Here is a 24,212-nt window from a genome sequence, read left to right on the forward strand (position 1 = left end):
CCATGCGGTGGGACCAGCTCTTTGACGACCTCGAGGCACAGCTCGGCGCCGAGGAACGACGCGATCGGGACTCCGAGGTCGCGGATCGGACCCGCCGCGAGCGAGCCACCGTCGAGTTGGGCTCGCGACTGGCGGCAGCAGTTGGCTCGGTGCTCCGGCTGCGTCTGATGTCAGGGGCGCAGGTGAGCGGGGAACTGCTCGATCTCGGCGAGGACTGGCTGCTCGTGCAGCTCGAGAACGCACGGCAGGCGGTCATCCCCCTGCGCGCCGTCGCAGGAGTGGCTGGCCTTCCGGTGCGCGCCTCGTCGGCCCGCACCGCCCGGCGGTTTGCGTTGGGCTATGCCCTGCGGGGGCTCTCGCGCGATCGCGCGGCTGTGGCCCTGACGGACACGAGCGGGCAGGTGCTCACTGGCACGATCGACGTCGTCGGGGCCGACTCACTCGACCTCGCCGAGCACGCGATCGGCGACAGCCGCCGACCCGAGAACCTGCGTGGCCGTCAGACCGTGCCGTTCTGGGCGGTCGTCCTCGTCGAGGCTCGCTGACCCGCGCGGGCCGAGAACTGCGACGTGAGGATTCGGGCGGGAGGACTCAGGCCTCGCCCTGGGTGCGGACGAAGTCGGCCGTCTGGGAGTACATCCGCTGGATGTAGTCCTCGAGCGCTGTCGTCTCGACGCGCCACTGTCCGCGGCCGCCGACCTTGATGGCGGGAAGCTCTCCGGAACGCACGAGCGCGTAGGCCTGCGCCGAGGAGATGTCGAGAATCTCGGACACCTCGGTGAGCGGGATGAACCGCTTGGCCACGGGCTGGCTCCTCTCGTCGTCTGCGACGCACAGTCTGCCACGACAGGCCGGTCGCCCCGCCGGACTTGTCCACAGCGGCGCCGACTGCGCGAAGTTGTCCACAGGGAGCCGGTCTCCCCGCGCGCAACCGGTCGTTGTGGGTGACAATTTCTCCGGGGGACGGGTGCGGCGATCCCTCGACCATGTCCGGCCGCCGAGTACTCACGACACGGAGCACACCCGATGAGTGACCTGCCCCATCCCACTGCCCAACGGCTGCGCAAGCCGTCGTGGCGCGACAGCCGTCTCCTCATCGGGTTGCTGCTCGTCCTCGCCTCCACGGCCATCGGCGCCTACGCCATGAGTCGCGCCGACGACCGTGTTCCGATGTATGCCGCGAAGGCCGGCCTGATGGCCGGCCAGCCGCTCACCTCGGAGGACGTCATCCGGGTCGACGCGCAGCTCGGTGACGCCGGAAGCGACTACCTCAGCGCCGAGGGAGGACTCCCTGCGCAGTTCTTCGTCCTGCGAGAGGTCCGCGCCGGCGAGCTCATCCCGCTGAGTGCCGTCGGGCCGCGCGACAAGGCCACTGCCCAGCCCGTCACCCTGCAGGTCGATGCGACCTCGGCGTCGACGCTGCAGGCCGGGTCGGTCGTCGACGTCTATGTCAATCGACCGGCGGCTCCGGCCAAGGGTTCGGTGGGGTCAGCGGACTTCGCGGGCCCCAACCTCGCCCTCGAAGGCGTCACCGTCGTGGGCCTGTCGCAGGACGACAACGTCATGGGCGGTTCAGGGGACACCCGACCCGTCCAGGTGATGGTGCCCAAGGACAAGGTGCAGACCCTGGTGGGTGACGTCGACCTCGGCGCCAAGATCACCCTCGTGGCGGTGCCGGGCGCGGTGGCGCCCAAGTCGTCATGACGACCGCTGTCATCACGGGGGTCACGCACCACCACGAACAGGAACTCGTCACCGCCGTCGAGGCCGCAGTCGGAGTGAGTGTCGTGCGCCGGTGCGCCGACGTTCCCGAGCTCCTGTCGACCGGTGCCTCGGGCATCGGGGACGTCGCCATCGTGTCCGCTGACTTCCGCGGGCTCGACCGTGATGCGCTGCGCCATCTCGCCGGTCACGGCGTCCGTGTCGCGGCCTTCGTCGCCGCCGGTGACGAGGCCGGCGAGGCCCGACTGCGACAGCTGGGCGTCAACACCCTCATTCGGCCTGGCGCCGATCCGGACGAACTCGCCCGCATCGTCGTCGAGCTGAGCGAGGGTGCCGGCCGTCCGGCCGCTTCGGCTCCCACCTCCCACGGCGCGTCCACGGTCACTGACGCCAAACTCGCACGGTGGCTGGAGGATCCGTCCGCCCCGGCCCCCACGGCCCCGGCGATTTCGACCACGTTCACCGATGGCGACCGAGCCTCGACGTCCGGCGGCGAGGCCGCGTGGAGCGTGGACCCAGCTGACGGCAGCGCAGTCAACTTGGCCGATGGCGCAGGCTCTGGCGGGTTGGGCCGTGCGCGCATCACCGCGGTGTGGGGACCTGCAGGCGCCCCCGGACGCACGACGATCGCCGTCACTCTCGCGGCCGATCTCGCAGCCCGCGGCCTGCGGACCCTGCTCGTCGACCTCGACACCTGGGGCGCCAGCGTCGCGCAGGCCCTGGCTCTCATCGACGAGGCTCCGGGGGTGGCAGCGGCGGCTCGCGCGTCCGAGCAGGGGACGCTCGACAAGGCCTCGCTGTCCCGCGTGGCACCCGAGGTGAGTTCAGGGCTCCGGGTGCTCACCGGCATACCCAAGCCCGAGAGGTGGCCCGAGTTGCGCGCCGCGGCAGTCGAGGACGTCCTCGAGAAGTCGCGCGGCCTCGTCGACCACGTCGTCGTCGACTGCGGGTTCTCCATCGAGGACGACGAGGAGCTGAGCTACGACACGGCAGCGCCGCGACGCAACGCAACGACGCTCACCGCCCTCGAGGTCAGCGACAGCCTCATCGTCGTCGGAGGTGCCGACCCCATCGGCCTTCAGCGCCTCGTGCGCGCCGTCCAGGACGTCGGGGTCGTGCCCTCGCCCGAGCCGATCATCGTCGTCAACAAGGTCCGCGCGTCGGCCACCGGCACCAGGCCCGAGAAGGCGATCGCCGACGTCCTCGGCCGGTTCGCCGGGCTCGAGTCGCCGATCTTCGTGCCGTGGGCGCCCGACGAGTGCGACGCCGCGCTGCTCGCCGGACGCAGCCTCGTCGAGTCCGCACCAGCCGCACCCGTGACCCGGGCCGTCGCCCGGATCGCCGACGCCGTGCGCCCCGATGCCGTCGCCGTGGGAGAGACGAGGGTCGGTCGGGCCCGATCCCGGTCCCGGTTCGGACGAGGATCACGTCGATCGGGATGACGGTCCGACATGGTGGGACGGTTCGATCTGCGAGCATGGGGGCCGTGTCCGACCGCCTGAGCACTCTCGACAGCAGCTTCCTCGCCCTCGAGGAGCCGACCACGCCGATGCACACCGGTTCGGTCATGGTCTTCGACGCGCCGACCGAGGGCTTCGACTACGACCGGCTCGTCGGCATCATCGAGCGCCGCATCGCCTACATCCCGCGCTACCGGCAGCGGGTTCGGTTCGTGCCAGGACGCATCGCCAACCCAGTGTGGATCGACGACGAGCGCTTCGACGTGACCTATCACGTGCGCCGTTCTGCCCTCCCCAGCCCGGGTGGAGACGAGCAGCTCGAGGAGCTCATCGCCCGCATCCAACCGCGCCCGCTCGACCGCAGCCGCCCCCTGTGGGAGGTCTACCTCGTCGAGGGTCTGGCGCAGGACCGTTTCGCGATCATCACCAAGACCCACCAGGCCCTGGTCGACGGTGTCCACGCCGTCGACATCGCCCACCTCATCCTCGAGGACTCCCAGTCGCCGAGCGCCGAGAGCGTCGCCGACACCTGGCGTCCCAGCCGCGAGCCGACCCACACCGAGCTCGTCGTGAGTGCCCTGGCCGACTCCGTGCGCACCCCCAGCCAGGTCGTCGAGACGGTGCAGTCCGGCATCACCGACGTCAAGGCCACGGCTGGCCGCCTGCTCGGAGCGGCCGGTGAGCTGGCCTCGACCCTGGCGCGCGCCTCGACGAGCCCGGCGCCCACGTCACCCCTCAACGCCAAGGTCGGCAGGGCCCGCCGCTACGTCATGGTCGGCACCGATCTCGAGGACTACAAGAAGATCCGGACCCGCCTCACCAAGGGCGCGTTCGCCGACGACGTCTCCATCAACGACGTCATCCTGGCCACTGTCACCGGCGCCTTCCGGACGTGGCTCATGGCGCGCGGTGAGGGCGTTCACGGCGGGACGACCGTGCGCGCGATGGTGCCGGTGAGTGTCCAGAGTGACGACGCCGAGCTGTCGGCCGGTCGTCAGCTCACGGCCTGCTTCGTGGACCTGCCGGTGGGGGAGCCGGGTGCCTCGATGCGACTGCACCAGATCGCCTTCGCCATGCGCCAGCAGATGGAAGCCGGTCGCGCCGTCGGGGCCGAAACCCTCTCCGGGCTCGGTGGCTTCGCGCCGCCGACGATGCACACCCTCGCCGCACGCCTGGGCGGTGCCGTGTCGCGTCGTCTCTACAACGTCGCCGTCACCAACGTCCCCGGCCCGCAGCGCCCACTCTTCGTCGCCGGCGCCCAGATGGCCTCGACCTATCCGGTCATGCCGCTCAGCCAGTCCAAGGCACTGTCGATCGGCCTCACGTCCTATGACGGTGGTGTCTACTACGGGCTCTATGCCGACCGCGACGCGCTGCCCGATGTCGACGTCCTCGGTCAGTCGATCGTCGACGCCCTCCAGGAGCTGCTCGAGGCCCCGCGCTCCCGAGCCCGTTGAAAGGACTTTCCGTGCCGCTCGTTCGCGTCTACCTCCCGCTCGACCCCGCCGCGCTCGCGACCCTGCGCGAGGTCGGTGAGGTCGGACCCGCCCCCGTCGCCGGGCACTCCGCGCTCCCGGCCAGCACCCGTCCCGGCATCGGCAACGACGACGAGGAACGCGAGTATGCCGCGTGGTCGGCCGCCGCTGCCGACGCCGCCGGCCGTGCCACGACCGGTGGCCGGCGGGTCATAGCGTCGGCCGATGTCGACGCGGCCGTGGTGCAACGCACGGCCGATGACGGGAGCGCCGTGGAGCTCGACTCGGTCGTTGCCCTGCCGCGGATCGCGTCCTTCCACATCGACGAGGAACCGGGCGGCGAGATCTCGGATCTGCTCTGGTACGACGTCACCGAACTCGACGACGTCGTCGCCCTCCTCGGCGACTAGCCGCTCCAGGACCTCGGCTTCCTCACAACGTCTGCGGATGTGGTGGCTAGAGCGACCCCATCCGCAGACGCAAGCGGGTAGTGCGACCATGGGATGCCCCCCATCACCCCATGGAATCGAGGAAGCCACCGATGGACTCTGTGACCCAGGTCCCCGCCCCGATCAACGAACCGGTTCGCGACTACGCGCCCGGCAGCCCCGAGCGTGCCGCGCTCGAGATCGCGCTCGCCGAGGTCGGCAGCACCACGTGGGACCTCCCGCACACCATCGGCGGCAAGCGCGTCGAGGGCAACGGCAAGAAGATCAACGTGGTCCAGCCCCACGCCCACAAAAAGGTCCTCGGCACGATCCGCGACGCCACGAAGGCCGACGCGCGCGCAGCCGTCGACGCAGCCCAGGCCGCAGCCCCCGAGTGGCGCGACATGTCCTTCGACGACCGCGCCTCGATCCTGCTCAAGGCCGCTGACCTCCTCGCCGGTCCCTGGCGCGCCAAGGTCAACGCCGCGACAATGCTGGGACAGAGCAAGACGGCATACCAGGCAGAGATCGACGCCTCGTGCGAGCTCATCGACTTCTGGCGCTACAACGTCCACTTCGCTCGGCAGATCCTCGAGGAGCAGCCGCCGGCCAACGCGCCCGGCATCTGGAACCGCACTGACTACCGGTCGCTCGAGGGCTTCGTCTACGCGATCACGCCGTTCAACTTCACCGCCATCGCTGGCAACCTCCCGACGGCACCGGCGCTCATGGGCAACACGGTCGTGTGGAAGGCGTCGCACACGCAGGCGCTCGCGGCCCAGTTCGTCCTCGAGATCCTCGAGGAGGCCGGGATGCCCCCGGGCGTCATCAACCTCGTGACCGGTCACGGCACGGAGGTCTCGGACGTCGTCCTCAAGGATCCGGAGTTCGCCGGCCTGCACTTCACCGGCTCGACCCGCGTCTTCCAGCAGCTGTGGCAGGAGATCGGTTCCAACCTCACGACCTACCGCCACTACCCGCGGATCGTCGGTGAGACCGGTGGCAAGGACTTCATCCTCGCCCACCCGAGCGCCGACCCCGATGTCGTGCGCACCGCCATGATCCGCGGCGCCTTCGAGTACCAGGGCCAGAAGTGCTCCGCCGCGTCACGGGCGTTCATCCCGCGCAGCGTCTGGAAGGTCATCAAAAAGGATCTGGTCGAGCTCACCGAGAGCCTCACCGTCGGCGACGTCACCGACCTGTCCAACTTCATGGGCGCCGTCATCGACGACCGCGCGTTCGCCAAGCACAAGGCAGCGATCGACCGGGCCAGGGCGACGAGCGGCATCGACATCGTCGCGGGCGGGACCTACGACGACTCCGAGGGCTATTTCGTGCGCCCGACGATCATGGTCGGCGAGGACCCGCACGACGAGATCTTCACGACCGAGTACTTCGGCCCGCTGCTGTCCGTCCACGTCTACCCGGACCGGCAGTTCGACAAGGTCATGGACATCATCGACTCGGCCTCTGCCTACGCCCTGACCGGCTCGATCATCGCCCAGGACCGCGCCGCCGTCGCCAAGGCGTCGCACCGACTGCGCTTCGCAGCTGGCAACTTCTACGTCAACGACAAGCCCACGGGCGCTGTCGTCGGCCAGCAGCCGTTCGGTGGCGGGCGCGCGTCCGGCACCAACGACAAGGCCGGCTCGGCGCAGAACCTCCTGCGCTGGACGAGCCCGCGCTCCATCAAGGAGACGTTCGTGCCGCCGAAGAACCACACCTACCCGCACATGGGCTGACGCACCACCTGCGACTTCGTGCCCCAGACGGACACGGTGACGGAGGCCTTCGGCCGACGGAACGTGTCTTTTTGGGGCACGAAGTCGAGTCAGCTGACGCGGTCGCGGAGCAGGTCCGTCTCGGTCCTGGCCGCGAACATCAGCGGGTCCGAGGCGGCCTTCTCGAGCCTGCCGCCGATGAGGGGGACGCTCACCCTGACCTCCCCATCAATCTCCTGAACGCTGCCAGAACCGTTGGGGGACAGGCGAACCTTCCCCTTGAGCGTCATCGGAGCGCCCTTGATCTGCACCTGCAGGTCGCCCGTCCGCGAACCGTCGGCGGCAGGGGGTCCCCACACCTGGACCTCGGCGATCGTCAGAGTCGGGCCGACAAAGGTCTTGGCGATGTCGGGCAGGTCATCGGTCGGGAGCACGCGTTCGCTGACAAACCTCGTCTGGTCGCCCCTCGTGGACACCGTGGAGGACCAGTCGCCGGTCGTGGTCGCCTCACACTTCGCGTTCTGGAATTCCTGGGTGCTCATGACTGCCCAGACCTCGTCAGCGGTGGCGGGGTACTCGGCTCGATGGATGAACTTCACTGCAACTCCTCACGTGGCGGGAACTGATCCTCTCACTGGGGGAACTCACCCGAGGCGCAGGTTGCTCGCCATCTCGCAGAGTTCGCGTGTCGACGCGAGGACCTGCGCCAGGAGCCGATCCCGACGACGCCGGTGCTGGGCGGTGAGTCCGTCGAGCTCGGTCTGCAACGTGCTCACGAGCGCCGCGGTGTCGCGGGTTGCCTCGAGGTCGGCCTCCCCGGTGACGCCCCACGCCAGCTCGACCTGACCGTCCTTGATGACGAGCCCGGCCGTGTCTGCGGCGTCGACCAGCCGACGAGCGCGAGCCTGAAGCTCACTCAGCTCCGCGGCATACGTCTGAAGTGCAGCGCCGACCACGTCGGCCTGCCGTCCGCCCTCGGTGAGGGCCGCCATCGAACGCTGCCCCTCCTTCCGTAGGCGCACGGACGTCGACGTGCCCCATGCGTCCTTGAGAGCGGAGTATGCCGTCCTGCCGCCTTCGCTGGCGCCGGCCAGTTCGCGTGCTGCCCGGCGGGCGGCCGTGCCGGCCGCCGCGAGGGAGCCCGGGTCGCCGGGAAGGTGGCTCCTCATGGGTGCTCCACCGGCAGGATGGCGTCGCCCTGCTCGACCGAGGTCAGGTCCTCGAAGGTGTCGCTTTCGCCGAGCCGGGTCGAGACCCGCGACAGCGTCGAGAGGTGCTGACCGGTGACCTCGTCGACCGCGCGCAGGAGGTCGACAACCTGGTCGACCCACGCGTCGACGGCGCGTTGCGGGTCGGGCTCACCCATGACGACGAGGCAGGCCAGGAGGTCATCCTCGACGCTCCCCAGGGTCCCGGACAGGCCCTCGAGAACCGCCCTCACCTCGGTGAGTGCAGGGGTGTCGACGGGCCTGGTCACCTCGTCACTCTAGTGCTCAGGAGTCACGCGCCCGGCCCCTCATCCACAGCCACCCGAGGGTGAGTAGTCTCGTTGTCGGACACAGCGACGTGTCCCGCCGAGGCCTTCGGCGACGCCGCAACTCAAAGGATCCGCAGCGCACCATGACGGAGTCATCGGTCCAGCCCCGATCGACCACGCTCGACACCATCATCACGGCGTTTGCCGACCTCGACGACCGCCCGGACGGGCCTGTCGTCGTGAGTCGCTACTTCCGTCACGTGCCCGATGAGGAGCTCCGCTCTCGACCAGCGCACACCCTCGCGGGCGCCGTGAAGTCGCACCTCGAGATCGCCGAGACCCGCGCGCCGGGGACCGGGGTCGTGCGCGTGTTCAACCCGACGACCGGGAGTGACGGATGGTCGAGCGCTCGCACGGTGATCCAGGTCGTCACCGACGACATGCCGTTCCTCGTCGACTCCGTCACCTCCGCGCTGGTCCAGCGCGACATCGACATCCACCTGGTCGTCCACCCGCAGCTGCGCGTGCGACGTGACGACACCGGGCAGCTCATCGAGACGTGCGACGAGGACTGCGCCACGGCTTCTGACGGCGGCACCGGTGTCCTCTCCGAGTCGTGGATCCTGCTCACCATCGACCGCGAGAGTGACGAGGCCGGGCGCGAAGAGCTCCAGGCCATCCTGGAGAACGTCCTTGGTGACGTTCGAGAGGCGGTCGAGGACTGGCCCAAGATGCGCACCAAGTGCCTCGTCCTCGCTGCCGAGCTCGAGGGCGCCCCACCGGCAGGGGTGGACCGCGACGAGGTCGGGCAGGCCGTGGCCTTCCTCCGGTGGATGGCCGACAACCACTTCACCTTCCTCGGCTACCGCGAGTACTCCCTCGAAGCGACCGAAGACGGTGATGTCATCCGTCCGATGGGCGGCACCGGACTCGGCATGCTCCAGCAGGACCGCCCGGCCGACAAGCCGCTCGTGCCCCTCTCCCCGCAGTCGAGCAAGAAGGCCCGCGAGCGCGGCGTCCTCGTCCTCACCAAGGCGAACTCGCGATCGACGGTGCACCGACCGGCATACCTCGACTATGTCGGTGTCCGGACGTACTCCCCGGACGGGCAGACCCTGGGTGAGAAGCGTTTCCTCGGCCTCTACGCGTCGACGGCCTACACCGAGTCGGTGCTGCGACTGCCCGTGGTCGCCGAGAAGGTTGCCGCAGTGCTGGAGCGTTCCGGCCTCGCCGCCGACTCGCACACCGGCAAGGATCTCGTCGAGGTGCTCGAGACCTATCCGCGCGACGAGCTCATCCAGGCCAGCCCTGAGCAGCTGTTCGAGACCGCGATGGCGGTCACCCAGCTCCAGGAGCGTCGCCGGACCAAGCTCTTCCTGCGAGAGGACGACTTCGGCCGCTTCGTCTCCTGTCAGGTCTACATTCCACGCGACCGTTACAACACCGGCGTGCGCACGCGCATGGCCGCGATCCTCAAGGATGCCTTCCACGGCGAGAGCGTCGAGTTCACGGCCCGCGTGAGCGAACGCGCTCTGTCCAGACTGCAATTCGTCGTTCGGGTCCCTGCCGGCCAGCGCATCCAGCCATTGGACGAGTCCCAGCGGGCCGAACTCGAACGCAGCCTCGTCGAGGTCAGCCGCAACTGGTCCGACCGCCTCGGCGACGGGCTGCGTGGCCGGCTCGGCGAGGTCGAGGGTGACCGACTGCTCGACAAGTTCGGGCGAGGCTTCCCCACCGGCTACGAAGAGACGTTCTCCGTCGTCCAGGGTGTTGCCGACCTGCACCACCTCGACCGACTCGGCGACGGCCAGCGCACCAGCGTCGCCCTCTACCGCCCGAGCGACTCGGTCGAGAACCTCCGCCGGTTCAAGCTGTTCCGCATCGACCCGTTGTCCCTCACCGACATCCTCCCGATCTTCACGGACATGGGTGTCGAGGTCGTCGACGAGCAGCCCTACGAGGTCACGCGATCCGACGGCTCACCCCTTCACGTCTACGACTTCGGCCTGCGCGTCAACGACCCGCAGATCTGGGCGGGCGTGACGCACGAGGACCTCCGCGACCTCTTCGAGGGCGCTGTCCTCGCCGTCTGGGACCGACGCGCCGAATCCGACGGGTTCAACCAACTCGTCCTGGCCGCTCGCCTCTCGTGGCGTCAGGTCGTCATCCTGCGCACCGTCGCGAAGTATCTCCGACAGACGCAGGCGACCTTCAGCCAGTCCTACTTCGAGGACGCACTCGTCTCCAACCCGACCATCGCCACCGACCTCGTCGCCTACTTCGAGACGCGGTTCGACCCCGACCTCTTCGAGGGTGCTGCCACGGAGGCACGAGAAGCCGCCGCGAAGGAGATCGCTGACCGCATCACCGGCGCGCTCGACGACGTGAGCTCGCTCGACGAGGACCGCATCATCCGTTCCTTCCTCGCAGTGATGCAGGCGACCCTGCGCACCAACTTCTTTCAGTCAGTCGCGTCCACCGCGGCCTCCGCGGCCTCCGCCCCTGCTGGCGAGGAGGCAGACGAGCCGGGGACCAAGCCCTACGTCTCCCTCAAGCTCAACCCCAAGGCGATACCCGACCTCCCGGCTCCGCGGCCGGCATACGAGATCTGGGTCTACAGTCCCCAGGTCGAAGGTGTGCACCTGCGGTTCGGTTCGGTCGCGCGCGGTGGTCTGCGTTGGAGTGACCGGCGCGAGGACTTCCGCACCGAGATCCTCGGTCTGGTCAAGGCGCAGATGGTCAAGAACGCCGTCATCGTGCCCACCGGCTCCAAGGGTGGGTTCTATGCCAAGGACCTCCCGGACCCCGCCGTGTCGCGCGAGAAGTGGCTCGAGGAAGGGCAATCGGCCTACCGCACGTTCATCTCGGGTCTGCTCGACCTGACCGACAACCGGGTCGGCACCGAGATCAAGGCGCCGGAGCGGGTCGTCAGGCACGACGGCGACGATTCCTATCTCGTCGTGGCGGCTGACAAGGGGACGGCGACGTTCTCGGACATCGCCAACGGAGTCGCCCAGTCCTACGGCTTCTGGCTCGACGACGCCTTTGCGTCCGGTGGCTCGGCCGGCTACGACCACAAGGCCATGGGCATCACTGCCCGCGGCGCGTGGGAGTCGGTCAAGCGGCACTTCCGCGAGATGGGCATCGACAGCCAGTCCGAGGACTTCACCGTCGTCGGTGTCGGCGACATGAGCGGTGACGTCTTCGGCAACGGAATGCTGCTGTCCGAGCACATCCGCCTCGTGGCCGCGTTTGACCACCGCCACGTCTTCATCGACCCCGAACCCGTTGCGGCACAGTCGTTCCAGGAGCGTGCGCGACTCTTCGCGCTGCCCCGCTCCTCGTGGGACGACTACGACCGGTCGCTCATCTCGCAGGGCGGTGGCGTCTTCCCCCGAACGCTGAAGTCCATCGCGGTCACGCCGCAGACGCGCGAGGCCCTGGGACTGCCCGACGACACGACGACGATGACTCCGACGGAGCTCATCCACGCGATCGTCCTGGCGCCGGCGGACCTGTTCTGGAACGGCGGAATCGGCACCTACGTCAAGGCGTCCACCGAGAGCCACCTCGAGATCGGCGACCGCGCCAACGACGCCATCCGCGTCAACGGCAACGAGCTCCGGGTCAAGGTCGTCGGCGAGGGCGGCAACCTCGGACTCTCCCAGCTCGGTCGGATCGAGGCGGCCCTCTCGGGGGTGCGCGTCAACACCGACGCCATCGACAACAGTGCTGGCGTCGACACGTCCGACCACGAGGTCAACATCAAGATCCTCCTCGGTGACGTCGTCCGACGTGGTGACCTCACCACCGAGGAGCGCAACACCCTCCTCGCGTCGATGACCGACGACGTGGCCGATCACGTGCTGCGCGACAACTACGAGCAGAACGTCCTCCTCGGCAACGCCCGGGCGCAGGAGGTCTCCATGGTGACCGTGCACCAGCGGCTCATGGGCTGGCTCGAGGAGCGCGGCGAGCTCGACCGCGCCCTGGAGTTCCTGCCGACCGACGCCGAGATCGAGAAGCGTGCCTCCGAAGGCCTTGGCCTGAAGTCTCCGGAGTTCGCGGTGCTCGTGGCCTACGCCAAGCTCGCGCTCAAGAAGGACATTCTCGACAGCGACCTGCCCGACGACCCGTACTTCGAGGCGACCCTCGCCGACTATTTCCCGGCCGCACTGCGGGAGACGTATGCCGCAGAGCTGGGTGAGCACCCCCTGCGCCGAGAGATCGTGACGAACTCCGTCGTGAACTCGATGGTCAACCGGGGCGGGATCACCTTCGCGTTCCGCGCGACCGAGGAGGTTGCGGGCAGGCCGGAGCAGGTGGCCCGGGCCTTCATCGTCTGCCGAGAGGTCTTCGACCTGCGCGGGCATGTCGAAGCCGTCGAGGCGCTCGACAACGTCCTGCCGACGTCGGTGCAGACAGAGCTCTACCTCGAGTTCCGCCGGCTGCTCGACCGTGCCGTCCGCTGGTTGTTGGTCGCGCGCCCGAACCGCCTCGACATCACCACCGAGGTCGAGCGGTTCGCCCCCGTCGTCGCCGCGCTCTCGCCCCGGATCCCCGAGCTGCTGCAGGGGACCGAGCGTGAACGCGTCGTCGCCCAGACGGCGCACTGGGAGGCCGCAGGAGTGCCGGCCGAACTCGCGAAGCGAGCGGCGTCACTCCTCGACTCCTACTCGCTGCTCGACGTCGTCGACATCGCCGCCGATCTCGACCGCACGGCGAGCGATGTCGCGGAGGTCTACTTCCGGATGTCGGAGCGGTTCGGCATCGACGGCATGCTCACCAGGGTGGCCGGCCTGCCCCGCGACGACCGCTGGGATGCCCTCGCCCGTGGGGCCCTGCGCGATGACCTCTATGGCGTCCTCGAGGCCTTCACCCGCAACGCCTTCGAGTTCGAGGAGGACCTCGACGGCGACGGCATCGTCACTGCGGAGGAACGCATCGAGTCGTGGAGCCAGGCCAACGCGGATGGTGTGGCGAGAGCGGCAAGCCAGCTCACCGGCATACGTTCGCTCGAAAAGCCCAACATCGCGGCACTGTCGGTTGCGTTGCGGGCGCTGCGATCCATGGTCCGCTCCGGGAAGTGAGCGGATCACGATCTAGGCTCGGCCCGTGAGCACCCTTGCCGAATCCCTGCGCGCGTCGACCACGTTGGAGGACGCCGACATCGAGTGGGTGCATCTCGTCGTCGGTGACTGGCAGCTCATCGCGGACCTGTCGTTCGCCGATCTCGTCCTGTGGGTTCCGTCGGGTCTCGACGGGTGGCGGGCCGTGGCCCACGTGCGACCCAACACGGGCCCGATGGTCTTCTACGACGACGTCGTCGGCCGGACCTCCGGGCGCTGGCGCGACCCGATTCTCGACGAGGCCTATCGACACCGTCGGATCGTCGCCGCGCGAGAGCCCGAGCGACAGGGGGAGATGGCGGTGCGTGAGCAGGCCATCCCGGTTGTCAAGGAGGGGCGCGCGCTGGCGGTCATCACCCGCCACGCCAACGTCGTCACCGGCCGCACACCGAGTCGCCTCGAGCTGACCTATCGACACCTCGCCGAGGCCCTCACCCGGATGATCTCGGCGGGGGAGTTCCCGAGCACCGCCGCTCCCACGGGGGCTCGACGGGGCGCACCGCGGGTCGGTGACGGTGTCGTCCACCTCGACGTCGACGGGGCGGTGCTCTATGCCAGTCCCAACGCGATCAGCGCCATCCACCGGCTCGGTCACCGCGGCGACGTCATCGGCGAGGTGCTCTCCACTGTCGTCGCCGAACTGTTGCAGTCGTCCGGTTCGGCGGTCGACGAGTCGCTCGCCGTGGTCATCACCGGGCGCGCGCCCTGGTGGACCGAGATCTCGACCACGTCGGCGAGCGTCACCCTGCGGGCCATCCCCCTCACCGCGGCCGGAACTCGAGACGGCGCGCTGCTGCTCCTGCGTGACGTCTCGGAGCTGCGCCGCCGCGAACAGGAGCTCATCACCAAGGACGCGACGATCCGCGAGATCCATCACCGGGTCAAGAACAACCTCCAGACGGTGGCGGCGCTGCTGCGCCTCCAGTCTCGGCGCGTGCCCGACCAGGGTGCCCGCAACGCGCTCGACGAGGCCGTGCGACGGGTCGGAACGATCGCCCTCGTCCACGAGACCCTGAGTCAGGGGATCGACGAGACCGTCGACTTCGACGAGATCGCTGTCCGCGGGCTGCGGGCCGTCGTCGACATCGCGGTCACGGAGCACCGTGTCGACTCCACGGTGATCGGGTCGTTCGGCCGCATGCGCGCCGAGGACGCGACATCACTCGCGATGATCATGTCCGAGCTCGTCCAGAACGCCGTCGAGCACGGCCTCGCCTCGAGGGGCGGGTCGATCTCGATCGAGGTGGAGCGCGTCGAAGTCGAGCAGGGCGTCGACGGACTCACCGTGACGATCACCGACGACGGCACCGGTCTGCCGGCCGGGTTCCGACCTGTGCTCGCCGGGCTCGGCACGCGCATCGTCACGTCGTTGGTCCAGGACCTTCAGGGCAGGATCCGCTGGGAGCCGGCGTCGCCGCAGGGGACTCGGGTCGAGTTCACGGCCCGGCTGCGTCCGCTGACGCGCCACTAGACCACCACCCTGCGGCGTATGCCGCCTGCTCACCGCCCGCTGTCGCTGGCGTCCTCCCGCTGTCGCTGGTGACATCCCGCTGTCGCTGGAGTCCTCCTGGATCAGGGGGCTGTGGCATCTGTTGCTGTGCCTGTTCGGGCTGGTTGGCGACTGGAAAATGCGTTGTCGGCGGTCGTTGTTGGCGTGGGTTGAGTCGGGGTTGCACCTTGGGCCGATGAAGGGTGCCATCGCGCGAATTCGGTTGTGGGAGTGGGGAATTCAGCCCAGAGCGTAGCCGAAAATGCTTGACAATCGAACGTGAGTTCTAGGAGAATGGGGGCATGAACGAAGCACCCGCAACCGACGTCGCGCGACTGCGCGCAGCGTTGGAGGGTGCCCGCGACGCGTTGGCATCGGATGCTTCCGGGGTGGGTCCGTTGGGGGACGTGTTGGCCCGGTTGAGCGGACCGGAGTTGGCCGAGTTCATGCGCCTGGCTGATGACGTCAAGGCCCGTGCGGGGGCCGCGCAGGTGCGCGTCACCGCGGAAGCAGGCGCACCGGGGTGAGTTCACGTCCGCGCGTCGCGGGGTGGGGTCGGTGCACTCCTGGGTGCGTGAGCATGCGCCGTCCCTGCAGCAGGACGGTGCCGGTCAGGTCGCGCAGCTCGCCCGGGACGTGGCGTGTTCGGTGCCGGGCGGGTTGTGGTCCACCGCCGGCCCGGGGGCGGGGGCGTACGCCGACCCGGACAAGCCGCAGGGGGTGGTGTGGGCGCGAGTCCTCACCGGTGAAGTGGCGCCCGCACTGGCTCTGACAGCACTCAAGGAGATGGCCAAGCTCGAGGACCAGCTGCGCCCGGAGGCCGTCCCCACCGTGGCGGGCGCAATCCTGGACCACGGGGTGAAGTGGGGCTGCGCGGACGCCCGACGGTTGCGCCCACACCTGTTGGCGATGTTCGGGGTCGAAGGCGAGCTCGACGATGCGCAGGAGAAGCTGCGCAAGGCCGCGTACCTGAGTTCACCGCGGGTCAACGACGCCGACATCACGGAGTACCGGTTGGGGTTGACCCCCGCGCAGGCCGCGACCTTGGAAGCCGCGATCGGGCCGCTGTCGAAGCCCGCCCCGAACGACGTCACCGGGGAGAAAGGCACCCGCCCGGCCGAGCAGCGTCGCGCCGAAGCACTGACTGCCGTGTGCGGGCGGGTCGCCGGAGAAGACGCGGCCGCGAAGTCGTCACCGGGTGGGGCGTCCACCACGTTGCACGTGGCGATGACCCTCGCGGACCTGATCGACAAGCTCCACCAGAACAGCGACCACCCCGACCACACCGACACCGACACCGACACTTCCACTGTGAGCACGGGGGCGGGCTGCGGGCGGGTCATGGCCTCTCGAGCGCAGGCCACGATCCTTGGGCCGGCGGTCGTGCGCCAGCTCGCCTGTGACGCGGACGTCCTCCGATCGTTCTGGGCTCCGACGGCGAAATCCTTGATGTGGGTCGTGCGGTCCGGTTGTTCACCCGGGGGCAACGCCGCGCCCTGTGGCACCGCGACAGCACCTGCACCTACCCGGGCTGTGACATGCCCGCCGGGTGGGTCCAAGCCCACCACCTCACCCACTGGGTCGACGCAGGACCCTCGGACCTGGCCAACGCGGCCCTGCTGTGCCAACGCCACCACACCCAGGTCCATGACCAGCGCCTGATCGCGACAGTTCACCCACCCGACGAGACCGGGTCCTGCGTGACGTGGGACCTGACGCCGGGCTCGTACGACCGGGAACTCACCGCACGACTGAACCGCATCCGGTGCGAACAGGCGAAGCAGCGTGCCACCGCACAGCAGCGAGCAGCCGAACGCGCCCGCCTCGACACCGGACCACCCGACCCCTGGATCGACGAACCACCCGACGACGTCGTCCAGGCCTGGGTCGACGAGTGGATGGCCGAAGCAGAAGCCCTCGACTACGAATCCGCGCTGCGCGAGGCAGAGCTCGACGACGCCCTTGCCACCCTGCTCGACGAAGAACGCACCAACGCGGCCTTCGACACCTCAGCCTTCGACAACGCAGCCTTCGACAACGCAGAACTCAGCACCACCAACTGAGCCATACCGGGCTGAGCCATTCCGGGCTGGGCAGACGAGGGTTGTGCAGACCAGGGCTGAGCGGGCGCGGAGGCGAGCCGAGACGAGAAGGTGAGCCGGCGGCATGCCGGCGCCGTAGGACGACCCGTGGTGTGGGTATGGAGAGACAAGAACGGCCTCGCCGCAATGGCGAGGCCGTCGAGTGTCGTGCTGTGAGTCAGCCTGCGCGGCGAGCGCGGGCGTTGCGGCGCTTGAGTGCGCGTCGCTCGTCCTCGGAGAGTCCGCCCCAGACGCCAGCGTCCTGTCCGGACTCCAACGCCCACTTGAGGCAGGTGTCAACGACTTCACAGCGGCGGCAGACAGCCTTGGCCTCCTCGATCTGCAGAATCGCCGGGCCGGTGTTCCCAATGGGGAAGAACAGCTCGGGATCTTCATCGAGGCAGGCAGCGCGGTCGCGCCAATCCATGGGTGGTGCTCCTGTTCCGTGGAGTTCATGTGGTGCTGGCCGCTTGCAGGGGTGCACAAGGACCAACCGAAGGGTTGCGTCCTTGCAAACCAAACGGACGTAGACACACAGACGTCCGAACCTTCAGTCTAGACCCCGCGTCCCAATTCTGCACCGGTTCTGAAGGATGAGATTTTCATTCACGAGGCGACCAAGATTTCGAGCCTAGACCCTGAGCGGCCCTACGTCTTCCACGCGCAACGACCCAGCCACCGATTGTGTTCCGTGATGGGTCCTCAGACCACGAGACGGGCAACTGCCAGCACCTGACCGATCTGCACCTCGCTGTGCTCGCGCCCGCTCACCAGAAGTGCTCGCCCGGGTAGCGCGGCGAGGCCTCGTGGAGCCCTGATCGCGAACGCCTCACCATCGCTGGGCACGCGTGGCCCGAGCAGGATCCCCGACTGCTCGCGTGCGACCGTGTGGACGATCCCGCGGAAGGCCAAGGACACGGCGCTGAGGGTCGAGGCGGCCACGACCAGGCCGGCATCGCGGTCGACGAGGGCGAGAATTTCCTGCAGGACGGGCTCGACCGGCGTGCCATCGAGGCGTTCGGCATCGTCGATGAGCACGACGAGATCTGGGTACTGATTCTTGGCATTGATCAGTCCTTGGGCATCCCAGGGGTCGACGACGATCGCTCCGACGGTGCGCCCGACGTCCCCACCGCGCCCTTCGACGACGGCAACCGGATGGCCACCTGCCACTGCAGAGCGCCCGATGCAAGCGAGAGTTTTCGACCGTCCCGATCGTGCGTGTCCCGCGACGAGAATTCGGCGGCCGTGTCGCTCAGGGTCCAGGGTCGCAGTGGAGCCCGTCTCCGCCGAGAGACCAATCGGCAACACCCCAGTGGGAGACGCATCGCCGTTGGCGCCAAGCCGTGCCAGGAGGAGTCCGTGGTCCACGACGTCCGGCAGTTGGGGTAGGGCGAAAGGTGTCGGTGCCCCGACCGGCCGCGCTGCCGCCTCGACCAGCGGATCGCGCAGGGCGAACTGGACCTCCGTCCGGTCACGCAGCCGCAGGCCTCGGCCAGGAGTTCGACTCGAGGGAAGGTCGCTGCGGGACAGACCCGCATAGGTCGCGTCGGAAGGGTCGGCCAGGGGCAGCACGAATGTCTCGGAGATGACCGCGCTCAGCCGACTCGACAGGGCGGACCGGTCTCCGGTGACCACGGCGCGCAGACCACCGTCGCCACCACGCATCAGGTCGAGCAGCTCGTCGCGCAGTCCGCCGATGGCGAGTTCGGCGTCCGAGTCGAGCCTTTCCCAGCCATCGACGAGCAGCAGAACGGGTGGAAGGGCCTGGGCCCCCGTCGCGGGACCTCGATCCGTCCGCGACCGCAGGTACCCGAGGAGCCGGCGAACTCGAGACACGTCGTCGGCACGCACCACAGCTCCGACATGGGGGAGGCCTGCGAGGTCCGCGAGCTCACCGCTGGTGTCGATGACGAAGGCGTGGATGGGACTGTTCTCGAGCGCCACATGCGACGCCAGAAGCGTCCGCAGGGTGGTGGTGCGGCCCGATCGAGGGCCTCCGACCACGAGCCAGTGGCCATGGTCATCCGCGTGCTCGAAGACGTCCTGGCGCTGCCGGACCGGGGAGTCCAGCAGGCCGACGGCCCGCACAGTCAGGTCCGCTCGCTCGAGCACCTCCGGGAGGGGAGGCAGCCAGGGGCGGTGAGGCGCCCGGACCCCGACCAGAGCAGCGGCCTCTTGCGCCGTCGCCGCCAGTGCACCGAGACCAGTCACGTTCTGGGCGCTGTCTTCACCAGCGGTGACCGTCGCACGAGGTTCGCCATCGGGCCGACCCATCGAGTCGAGAACTGTCACCGTCGTCATGGCGGTGGCCGTGCCGGAGCCGACGCGTGCTCCTTGGAACTCCAGGAGGTCACCGTCCCCGCCTCGGCCGAAACCGCGACCCGGCAGGGCCGTGGAGATGTGGGCGGCATCGGGTGACCCGATGACATCGGTCGAGTCGGCAACGTCACGCATCCGCATGGCAATGCGCAGGTTGACGTTGGCCTGGATGTCAGCGGTGATGGCGCCCGCCGGTCGCTGCGTGGCGAGCACGAGGTGCACGCCGAGCGAGCGGCCCACGGCGGCAAGGGAAACCACGCCGTCAACGAAGTCGGGCAACTCGTCCGCGAGCAGGCGGAACTCATCGATGACGATGACGAGCCGGGGGAGGCCCCCGACCCGACGGCGGTGGTCGGCGAAGTCACGCGCGCCGGACGCTGCGAGCAGACCCTCACGGCGGGTGATCTCGGCACCCAGGCTGATGAGGGCACGACGCGCGAGACCCTCGTCGAGGTTGGTCACGAGTCCCACGGTGTGCGGCAGGTCGGCGCACTCGCCGAAGGCCGAGCCGCCCTTGTAGTCCACCAGGACAAAGGTCATGTCCTCCGGTGAGCACTCCAGGGCCAGGGAGGTGACGAGCGTGCGAAGGAGTTCGGACTTGCCCGATCCGGTCGTCCCCCCGACGAGCAGGTGAGGTCCGTCCGTGGCGAGGTCAATCGTCCACACGTCCCCGGCAAGTCGTCCGACACGTGCGAGCGGCGCACCGTCACCCCCACGCCAGTGCTCGGAGAGCGCGGCCGACGTCAAGGACCGGGAGCCATCGAGCCACGGCAGGATGTCGAGCAGATCCACCGAGCCCGGGACGACGTCGGCCTGCCCACCGGCATCCACGAACGCGGCGAGTGATCGGCCGATGCGTTCACCCCACCACCACCCGACCTCGTCCGGGATGAACGCGGCGACGGGTTCGGCGCCGTCGATGTCGAGTCGCGCCACCCGATCGCCCGCACGGCCGCCCCCCTGTGCCCCGACCCCGACCACGGCATGGCACGACGAGGGGAGGGCGGACGCACTCCGCGCGCCGACGAGGCACCACACGCCCAGGTCACGGCCGCGCTCGATGAGGTCGACCAGCTCCCCGATGCCGAGGTCGCTCTCGGACTCGGGCAGGACCAAGAGGACCCGTGGATCACGCGCGCCACCGCCGCGCTCCCGTTCCGCTTCTCGCGAGACGACGATCTGCCTCAGGGCGTCCAGGCAGTTCGCCAGATCCCCATAGGTCGCGGTGTGCGGTGGCCAGCGTGCCCAGGAGAGCGGGGACGCCCCACCGTCGCTGTCGTGGCAGGCAGAGTCGCGGCCGGACTCATCCAATGTGCAGCCGTGGCCGACCGCGCGGACGAGCACCTGCACGTCGCGAGGTGAGTGGAGGGTGACGATCTGCCCGACAACATGTCGGATGATCGCCTCGACCTCTGACGGGGTGCCGGCGATCCCCAGCCCACCGACGTCGTCGAACCCGACCTCGACCGGCAGATCAGGCATCGATGGGTGAACCGCGTCGTGGCTGCCCGGCGGCACCCACGCTGTCCTCGTGGCGAGTTCGCCGACGCCAAGGCGGACCCTCCCGAGATCAGGCGCGCCCCGGCGGCGCTCCCACAAACGGGTGCCCGGCCCGCTCGCGATGTCGAGGACGGTCGCGGGATCCGGCAGGTCGCGCCACCGCTGCTCACGCTCCAGCCGGCGCAACGCGTCGAACTCGCCCTGTCGATCAGCCAACTCCACCTCGTGCGCAGCGAGGTCGCGCGCGTACTCGCGTCGTCCACCCCACCGGTCACTGAGCACGTTGCCGACGAGCATGAGTGGTGAGAGCAACGCGAAGGCCAGCATCTGCGGGCCGAAGAAGACCGCGAGGAGCCCGGCAAACGGCACGGGGAGGGCAGCGGCGATCCAGGGGATGCGCCCACGCCGGGGTGGGACCGGCGGAGTGGGTGCCGTGATCGTCAACGACAGCTCGGGCGGGCGTGTCCGCGGTGACCGGTTGACCACGACCCGTCCCTCACCGCGGGGCAAAGTCGACGCCGTCGTGCCAACGGCCCGCACGAGCCGCAGCAAGGAGTCGCCGATGGCGATGACCTCCGAGCCGTCGACATCGGTGCTCGCCCCGTCTGCGATGAGCTCCGAACCACAGCGAGTCCCATTGGTCGATGACAGGTCGGTGACGCGAAATCCACTGTCGGACAGGCTGATTCGTGCATGCCTGCGGCTCAGCCGCTCGTCGGACAGGCTCAACCCCATGCCCGCCGACCGCCCCACAACAACCCCGTCAGCCGTCAGCGGGACACGACGACCCGCATCCGGCCCGGAGACCACGACGACGTCCATGGGCGCGGACACCGAATCCAACGGGCGTCGAGGTTCGTCGAGGACGAGCGTTGCCCCGTGCACCAGTGGAGGCACCCCCAACTGAGACTCTGGACCGACCGTTTCACCGCGACAGGAGATCCGCGCGGGAGCGCTGCCCAGGACGTCCCAGATGAGGGGCAGGACGTCCTCGAGGGTCGCGCCGTCCGGCGCGGTGAGGCGGACGTCGAGCGCACTCGCGCGACGACTGGGCCACCGCAGGGTGACGTCGAAACTGATCGAGGACGGCATACGAGCACGCTAGAGAAATCCCGAAGATCGGCCGCAGAGTTGTCCACAGGGTTGCAGCAACGACCCCAGAGGTGACGGGACTCAGGTCGGGTCGGTCACGGCATACGCACGCATGCTGAGCGGCGCGAGGGTCACCTCGGCGCCGGCCTCGGATCGCTCACCGTCCACCGGTCGCTCCCAAGTGCTGTCCCAGAGGAGCCGGTATGCCGCGAGGCCCGGTGCCGTGGGCAGCGTCACCTGTTGCTCGTCCTGGCCGCCGTGGAGCACGACGAGGACCGACTCATGGCCGAGCCAGGCGCCATTGACGAGCATCTGCAGGGTCCGGTTCTGCGGGGAGGTCCAGTCGTCCATCGAGGATCCGTCGGCGCCGTACCACGCGAGGTCGATGGACCCGTCCTCATGGACCTCACGGCCGAGCGCCCACGTCCGTTGACGCAGTGCCGGGTGCTCGCGGCGGATCGCGAGAAGGTGGCGGGTCGTCGCGAGGAGGTCGTCCTGCCACGGTGCGAGGTCCCAGTCGAACCACGTCGTCGCGTTGTCCTGGTTGTAGGGGTTGTTGTTGCCGTTCTGGCTGCGTCCGAACTCATCGCCGGCGTTGATCATCGGGATGCCCGAGGACAGGAGCAGCGTGCCCAGCAGGTTGCGCATGGACCGACGACGTTGCGCGAGAACGTGTTCGTCGTCGGTCGGCCCCTCGACCCCGTGGTTCCAGGAGTGGTTGCCGTTGGAGCCGTCGTTGTTGTCCTCGCCGTTGTCCTCGTTGTGTTTTTCGTCGTATGCCGTGAGGTCGGCAAGGGTGAATCCGTCGTGTGCCGAGACGAAGTTCACCGACGCCGTCGGACCGCGATCGCGCGCGCCGAACAGGTCGCGAGAGCCAGCCAGTCGCGTCGCCAGGTCCTGCACGCCGTGCGGTACGTGGCCGGGGACGGAGGGTCGGTGGTCGGCGAGCCAGAAGTCACGCACGGAGTCGCGGAAACGGTCGTTCCATTCCGAGAACGGTGGCGGGAACTGGCCGGTGCGCCACCCGTGCATCCCGACGTCCCACGGCTCGACGATGAGCTTGGTGGCCGACAGGACCGGGTCCGTGCGGAGCCCGACGAGGAAGGGGTGGTCGGGGTCGAACTCGTCGGTGCGCCCACGCCCCAGCGCCACCGCGAGGTCGAAACGGAAACCGTCGACGTGACACTCCTGCACCCAGTAGCGCAGCGAGTCCAGCGCCAGGCGGCACATCACCGGGTGCCGCAGGTCGAGCGTGTTGCCCGTCCCGGTGACGTCGATGTCGCGGCCGCGTTCGTCGAGTCGGTAGTAGGCGCGGTTGTCGAGGCCGCGGAACGACAGGGTCGCGCCCCTGCCGTCCTGCTCCGCCGTGTGGTTGTAGACGACGTCGAGGAGCACCTCGAGTCCGGCGGCGTGGAGGAGCTTGACCATGCCCTTGAACTCGTCGAGAGCGCCCTGCGGGTCTTTCGACGCGGCGTACGCGGCATGGGGAGCAAAGAACCCCAACGTGTTGTAGCCCCAATGGTTGGCCAGGCCCTTCTGGACGAGGGCCGGCTCGGATGCGAACGAGTGCACGGGCAGCAGCTCGACAGCGGTGACGCCGAGCTCGGACAGGTGGGCGATCGTCGCGGGGTGCGCCATGCCGGCATACGTGCCGCGCAGGTCCTCCGGGACGCCCGGCAGCTCCATCGTGAGGTTGCGGACGTGGGTCTCGTAGACCACCGTCTCGCTGCGGGTCACAGCCGGCGGTGAGTCGTCACCCCAGTCGAAGGTTTCGTCGATGACGACCGAGCGCGGCATGTCCGCAGCGGAGTCCGTGTCCGACGGTGCGAAGCCGTCGCCGTTCCACGTGGAGTCGTCGACGACGTGTCCATAGACGCTCGGCCCCCAGCGGACCTCGCCCTCGATGGCGCGGGCGTAGGGGTCCATGAGCAGCTGATGGGGGTTGTGCCGCAGGCCCTGCTCGGGATCCCAGTCGCCGCCGACACGGAAGCCGTAGCGCTGACCCACGCCCACGTCCGGGATGAAGCCGAACCACCAGCCGAAGGCGTGGTCCACGAGGGGTACCCGACGCTCGGTGGCGCCCTGGGCGTCGCCGGCGTCGAAGAGGCACAGGTCCACGGATTCGGCATGCCCCGCGTAGACACTCACCTCGATGCCCCCGTCGACCAGAGTGACGCCCGGAGCGGGCGGCAGGTCGCGGGGGACACGGAACGAGGAGGCTGTGGCGGCGGACGTCAGGGGCGTCATGGCGGCAGCCTATTGACGCGCTGGCGCCAGGGCTGCGCTGCCCACTTCCGCGCGCGTCGCACACGACGC

General features: G+C 69.1%; 18 protein-coding genes. 11 read left to right on the plus strand and 7 right to left on the minus strand.

All coding sequences use genetic code 11. The features are described from left to right. The first annotated feature begins 2 nt into the window (after window positions 1-2). Window positions 3-545 carry a hypothetical protein gene (locus ACFQRE_RS08190; protein WP_380120962.1) on the plus strand — a complete coding sequence of 181 codons (543 nt, stop codon included), beginning with the start codon at window positions 3-5 and terminating at the stop codon, window positions 543-545. 46 nt (window positions 546-591) lie between these two features. Here the strand turns inward: ACFQRE_RS08190 and ACFQRE_RS08195 are convergent, their stop codons facing one another. Continuing rightward, window positions 592-804: a helix-turn-helix domain-containing protein gene (locus tag ACFQRE_RS08195; protein ID WP_380120964.1), complete on the minus strand. Its 213-nt coding sequence runs from the start codon at window positions 802-804 to the stop codon at window positions 592-594. 222 nt (window positions 805-1,026) lie between these two features. Here ACFQRE_RS08195 and ACFQRE_RS08200 point away from each other — a divergent pair, with 222 nt between their 5' ends. The 5 genes from ACFQRE_RS08200 (at window position 1,027) to pruA (ending at window position 6,827) form a co-directional block, all read left to right on the plus strand. Beyond that, window positions 1,027-1,704: a hypothetical protein gene (locus ACFQRE_RS08200; RefSeq protein WP_380120966.1), complete on the plus strand. Its 678-nt coding sequence runs from the start codon at window positions 1,027-1,029 to the stop codon at window positions 1,702-1,704. Beyond that, window positions 1,701-3,164: an AAA family ATPase gene (locus tag ACFQRE_RS08205; RefSeq protein WP_380120968.1), complete on the plus strand. Its 1,464-nt coding sequence runs from the start codon at window positions 1,701-1,703 to the stop codon at window positions 3,162-3,164. The genes ACFQRE_RS08200 and ACFQRE_RS08205 overlap by 4 nt, the downstream gene beginning before the upstream one ends. A gap of 44 nt (window positions 3,165-3,208) precedes the next feature. After that, on the plus strand, window positions 3,209-4,639 hold the full coding sequence (locus tag ACFQRE_RS08210; protein WP_380120970.1) for a WS/DGAT/MGAT family O-acyltransferase: 1,431 nt from the start codon (window positions 3,209-3,211) through the stop codon (window positions 4,637-4,639). Between the two features lie 11 nt (window positions 4,640-4,650). Further along, on the plus strand, window positions 4,651-5,067 hold the full coding sequence (locus tag ACFQRE_RS08215) for a DUF6912 family protein (protein WP_380120973.1): 417 nt from the start codon (window positions 4,651-4,653) through the stop codon (window positions 5,065-5,067). A gap of 131 nt (window positions 5,068-5,198) precedes the next feature. Beyond that, window positions 5,199-6,827, plus strand: a complete 1,629-nt coding sequence (gene pruA / locus ACFQRE_RS08220; protein WP_380120975.1) for an L-glutamate gamma-semialdehyde dehydrogenase — start codon at window positions 5,199-5,201, stop codon at window positions 6,825-6,827. A gap of 89 nt (window positions 6,828-6,916) precedes the next feature. Here pruA and ACFQRE_RS08225 read toward each other — a convergent pair whose 3' ends face one another. The 3 genes from ACFQRE_RS08225 to ACFQRE_RS08235 are packed head-to-tail and all read right to left on the minus strand — an operon-like array spanning window position 6,917 to window position 8,283. Then, a complete protein-coding gene (locus ACFQRE_RS08225; RefSeq protein ID WP_380120977.1) occupies window positions 6,917-7,405 on the minus strand; it encodes a DUF2505 domain-containing protein in 489 nt (162 codons plus the stop codon). 45 nt (window positions 7,406-7,450) lie between these two features. Continuing rightward, window positions 7,451-7,975 (minus strand): hypothetical protein, encoded by a 525-nt coding sequence (locus ACFQRE_RS08230; protein WP_380120980.1) that lies wholly within the window; start codon window positions 7,973-7,975, stop codon window positions 7,451-7,453. Continuing rightward, on the minus strand, window positions 7,972-8,283 hold the full coding sequence (locus tag ACFQRE_RS08235) for a hypothetical protein (protein ID WP_380120982.1): 312 nt from the start codon (window positions 8,281-8,283) through the stop codon (window positions 7,972-7,974). The genes ACFQRE_RS08230 and ACFQRE_RS08235 overlap by 4 nt, the downstream gene beginning before the upstream one ends. A 143-nt stretch (window positions 8,284-8,426) precedes the next feature. Here ACFQRE_RS08235 and ACFQRE_RS08240 point away from each other — a divergent pair, with 143 nt between their 5' ends. From ACFQRE_RS08240 to ACFQRE_RS08260, 5 genes are all read left to right on the plus strand, one after another. Continuing rightward, the gene (locus ACFQRE_RS08240) at window positions 8,427-13,373 is read left to right on the plus strand and encodes an NAD-glutamate dehydrogenase (protein ID WP_380120985.1); all 4,947 of its coding nucleotides are present in this window, start codon (window positions 8,427-8,429) and stop codon (window positions 13,371-13,373) included. Window positions 13,374-13,398: 25 nt separating this feature from the next. Further along, complete coding sequence (locus tag ACFQRE_RS08245; RefSeq protein WP_380120987.1) at window positions 13,399-14,883, plus strand: sensor histidine kinase; 1,485 nt, start codon at window positions 13,399-13,401, stop codon at window positions 14,881-14,883. A 320-nt stretch (window positions 14,884-15,203) separates the two neighbouring features. Beyond that, a complete protein-coding gene (locus ACFQRE_RS08250; RefSeq protein WP_380120989.1) occupies window positions 15,204-15,428 on the plus strand; it encodes a hypothetical protein in 225 nt (74 codons plus the stop codon). Between the two features lie 43 nt (window positions 15,429-15,471). Further along, the gene (locus ACFQRE_RS08255) at window positions 15,472-16,563 is read left to right on the plus strand and encodes a DUF222 domain-containing protein (RefSeq protein WP_380120991.1); all 1,092 of its coding nucleotides are present in this window, start codon (window positions 15,472-15,474) and stop codon (window positions 16,561-16,563) included. Beyond that, window positions 16,503-16,964: a hypothetical protein gene (locus ACFQRE_RS08260; RefSeq protein WP_380121638.1), complete on the plus strand. Its 462-nt coding sequence runs from the start codon at window positions 16,503-16,505 to the stop codon at window positions 16,962-16,964. Before ACFQRE_RS08255 ends, ACFQRE_RS08260 begins: the two co-directional genes overlap by 61 nt. A 196-nt stretch (window positions 16,965-17,160) precedes the next feature. Here the strand turns inward: ACFQRE_RS08260 and ACFQRE_RS08265 are convergent, their stop codons facing one another. The 3 genes from ACFQRE_RS08265 to glgX form a co-directional block, all read right to left on the minus strand. Continuing rightward, window positions 17,161-17,409, minus strand: a complete 249-nt coding sequence (locus ACFQRE_RS08265; RefSeq protein WP_009778087.1) for a WhiB family transcriptional regulator — start codon at window positions 17,407-17,409, stop codon at window positions 17,161-17,163. Window positions 17,410-17,684: 275 nt separating this feature from the next. Beyond that, on the minus strand, window positions 17,685-21,896 hold the full coding sequence (locus ACFQRE_RS08270) for an FtsK/SpoIIIE domain-containing protein (RefSeq protein WP_380120994.1): 4,212 nt from the start codon (window positions 21,894-21,896) through the stop codon (window positions 17,685-17,687). Window positions 21,897-21,977: 81 nt separating this feature from the next. Further along, entirely contained in the window at window positions 21,978-24,143 is a 2,166-nt protein-coding gene (glgX, locus tag ACFQRE_RS08275; RefSeq protein ID WP_380120997.1) for a glycogen debranching protein GlgX, read from the minus strand. Window positions 24,144-24,212 lie beyond the last annotated feature (69 nt).

This window comes from Knoellia pratensis (genome assembly GCF_042666395.1).
Taxonomy (GTDB): Bacteria; Actinomycetota; Actinomycetes; order Actinomycetales; family Dermatophilaceae; genus Knoellia; species Knoellia pratensis.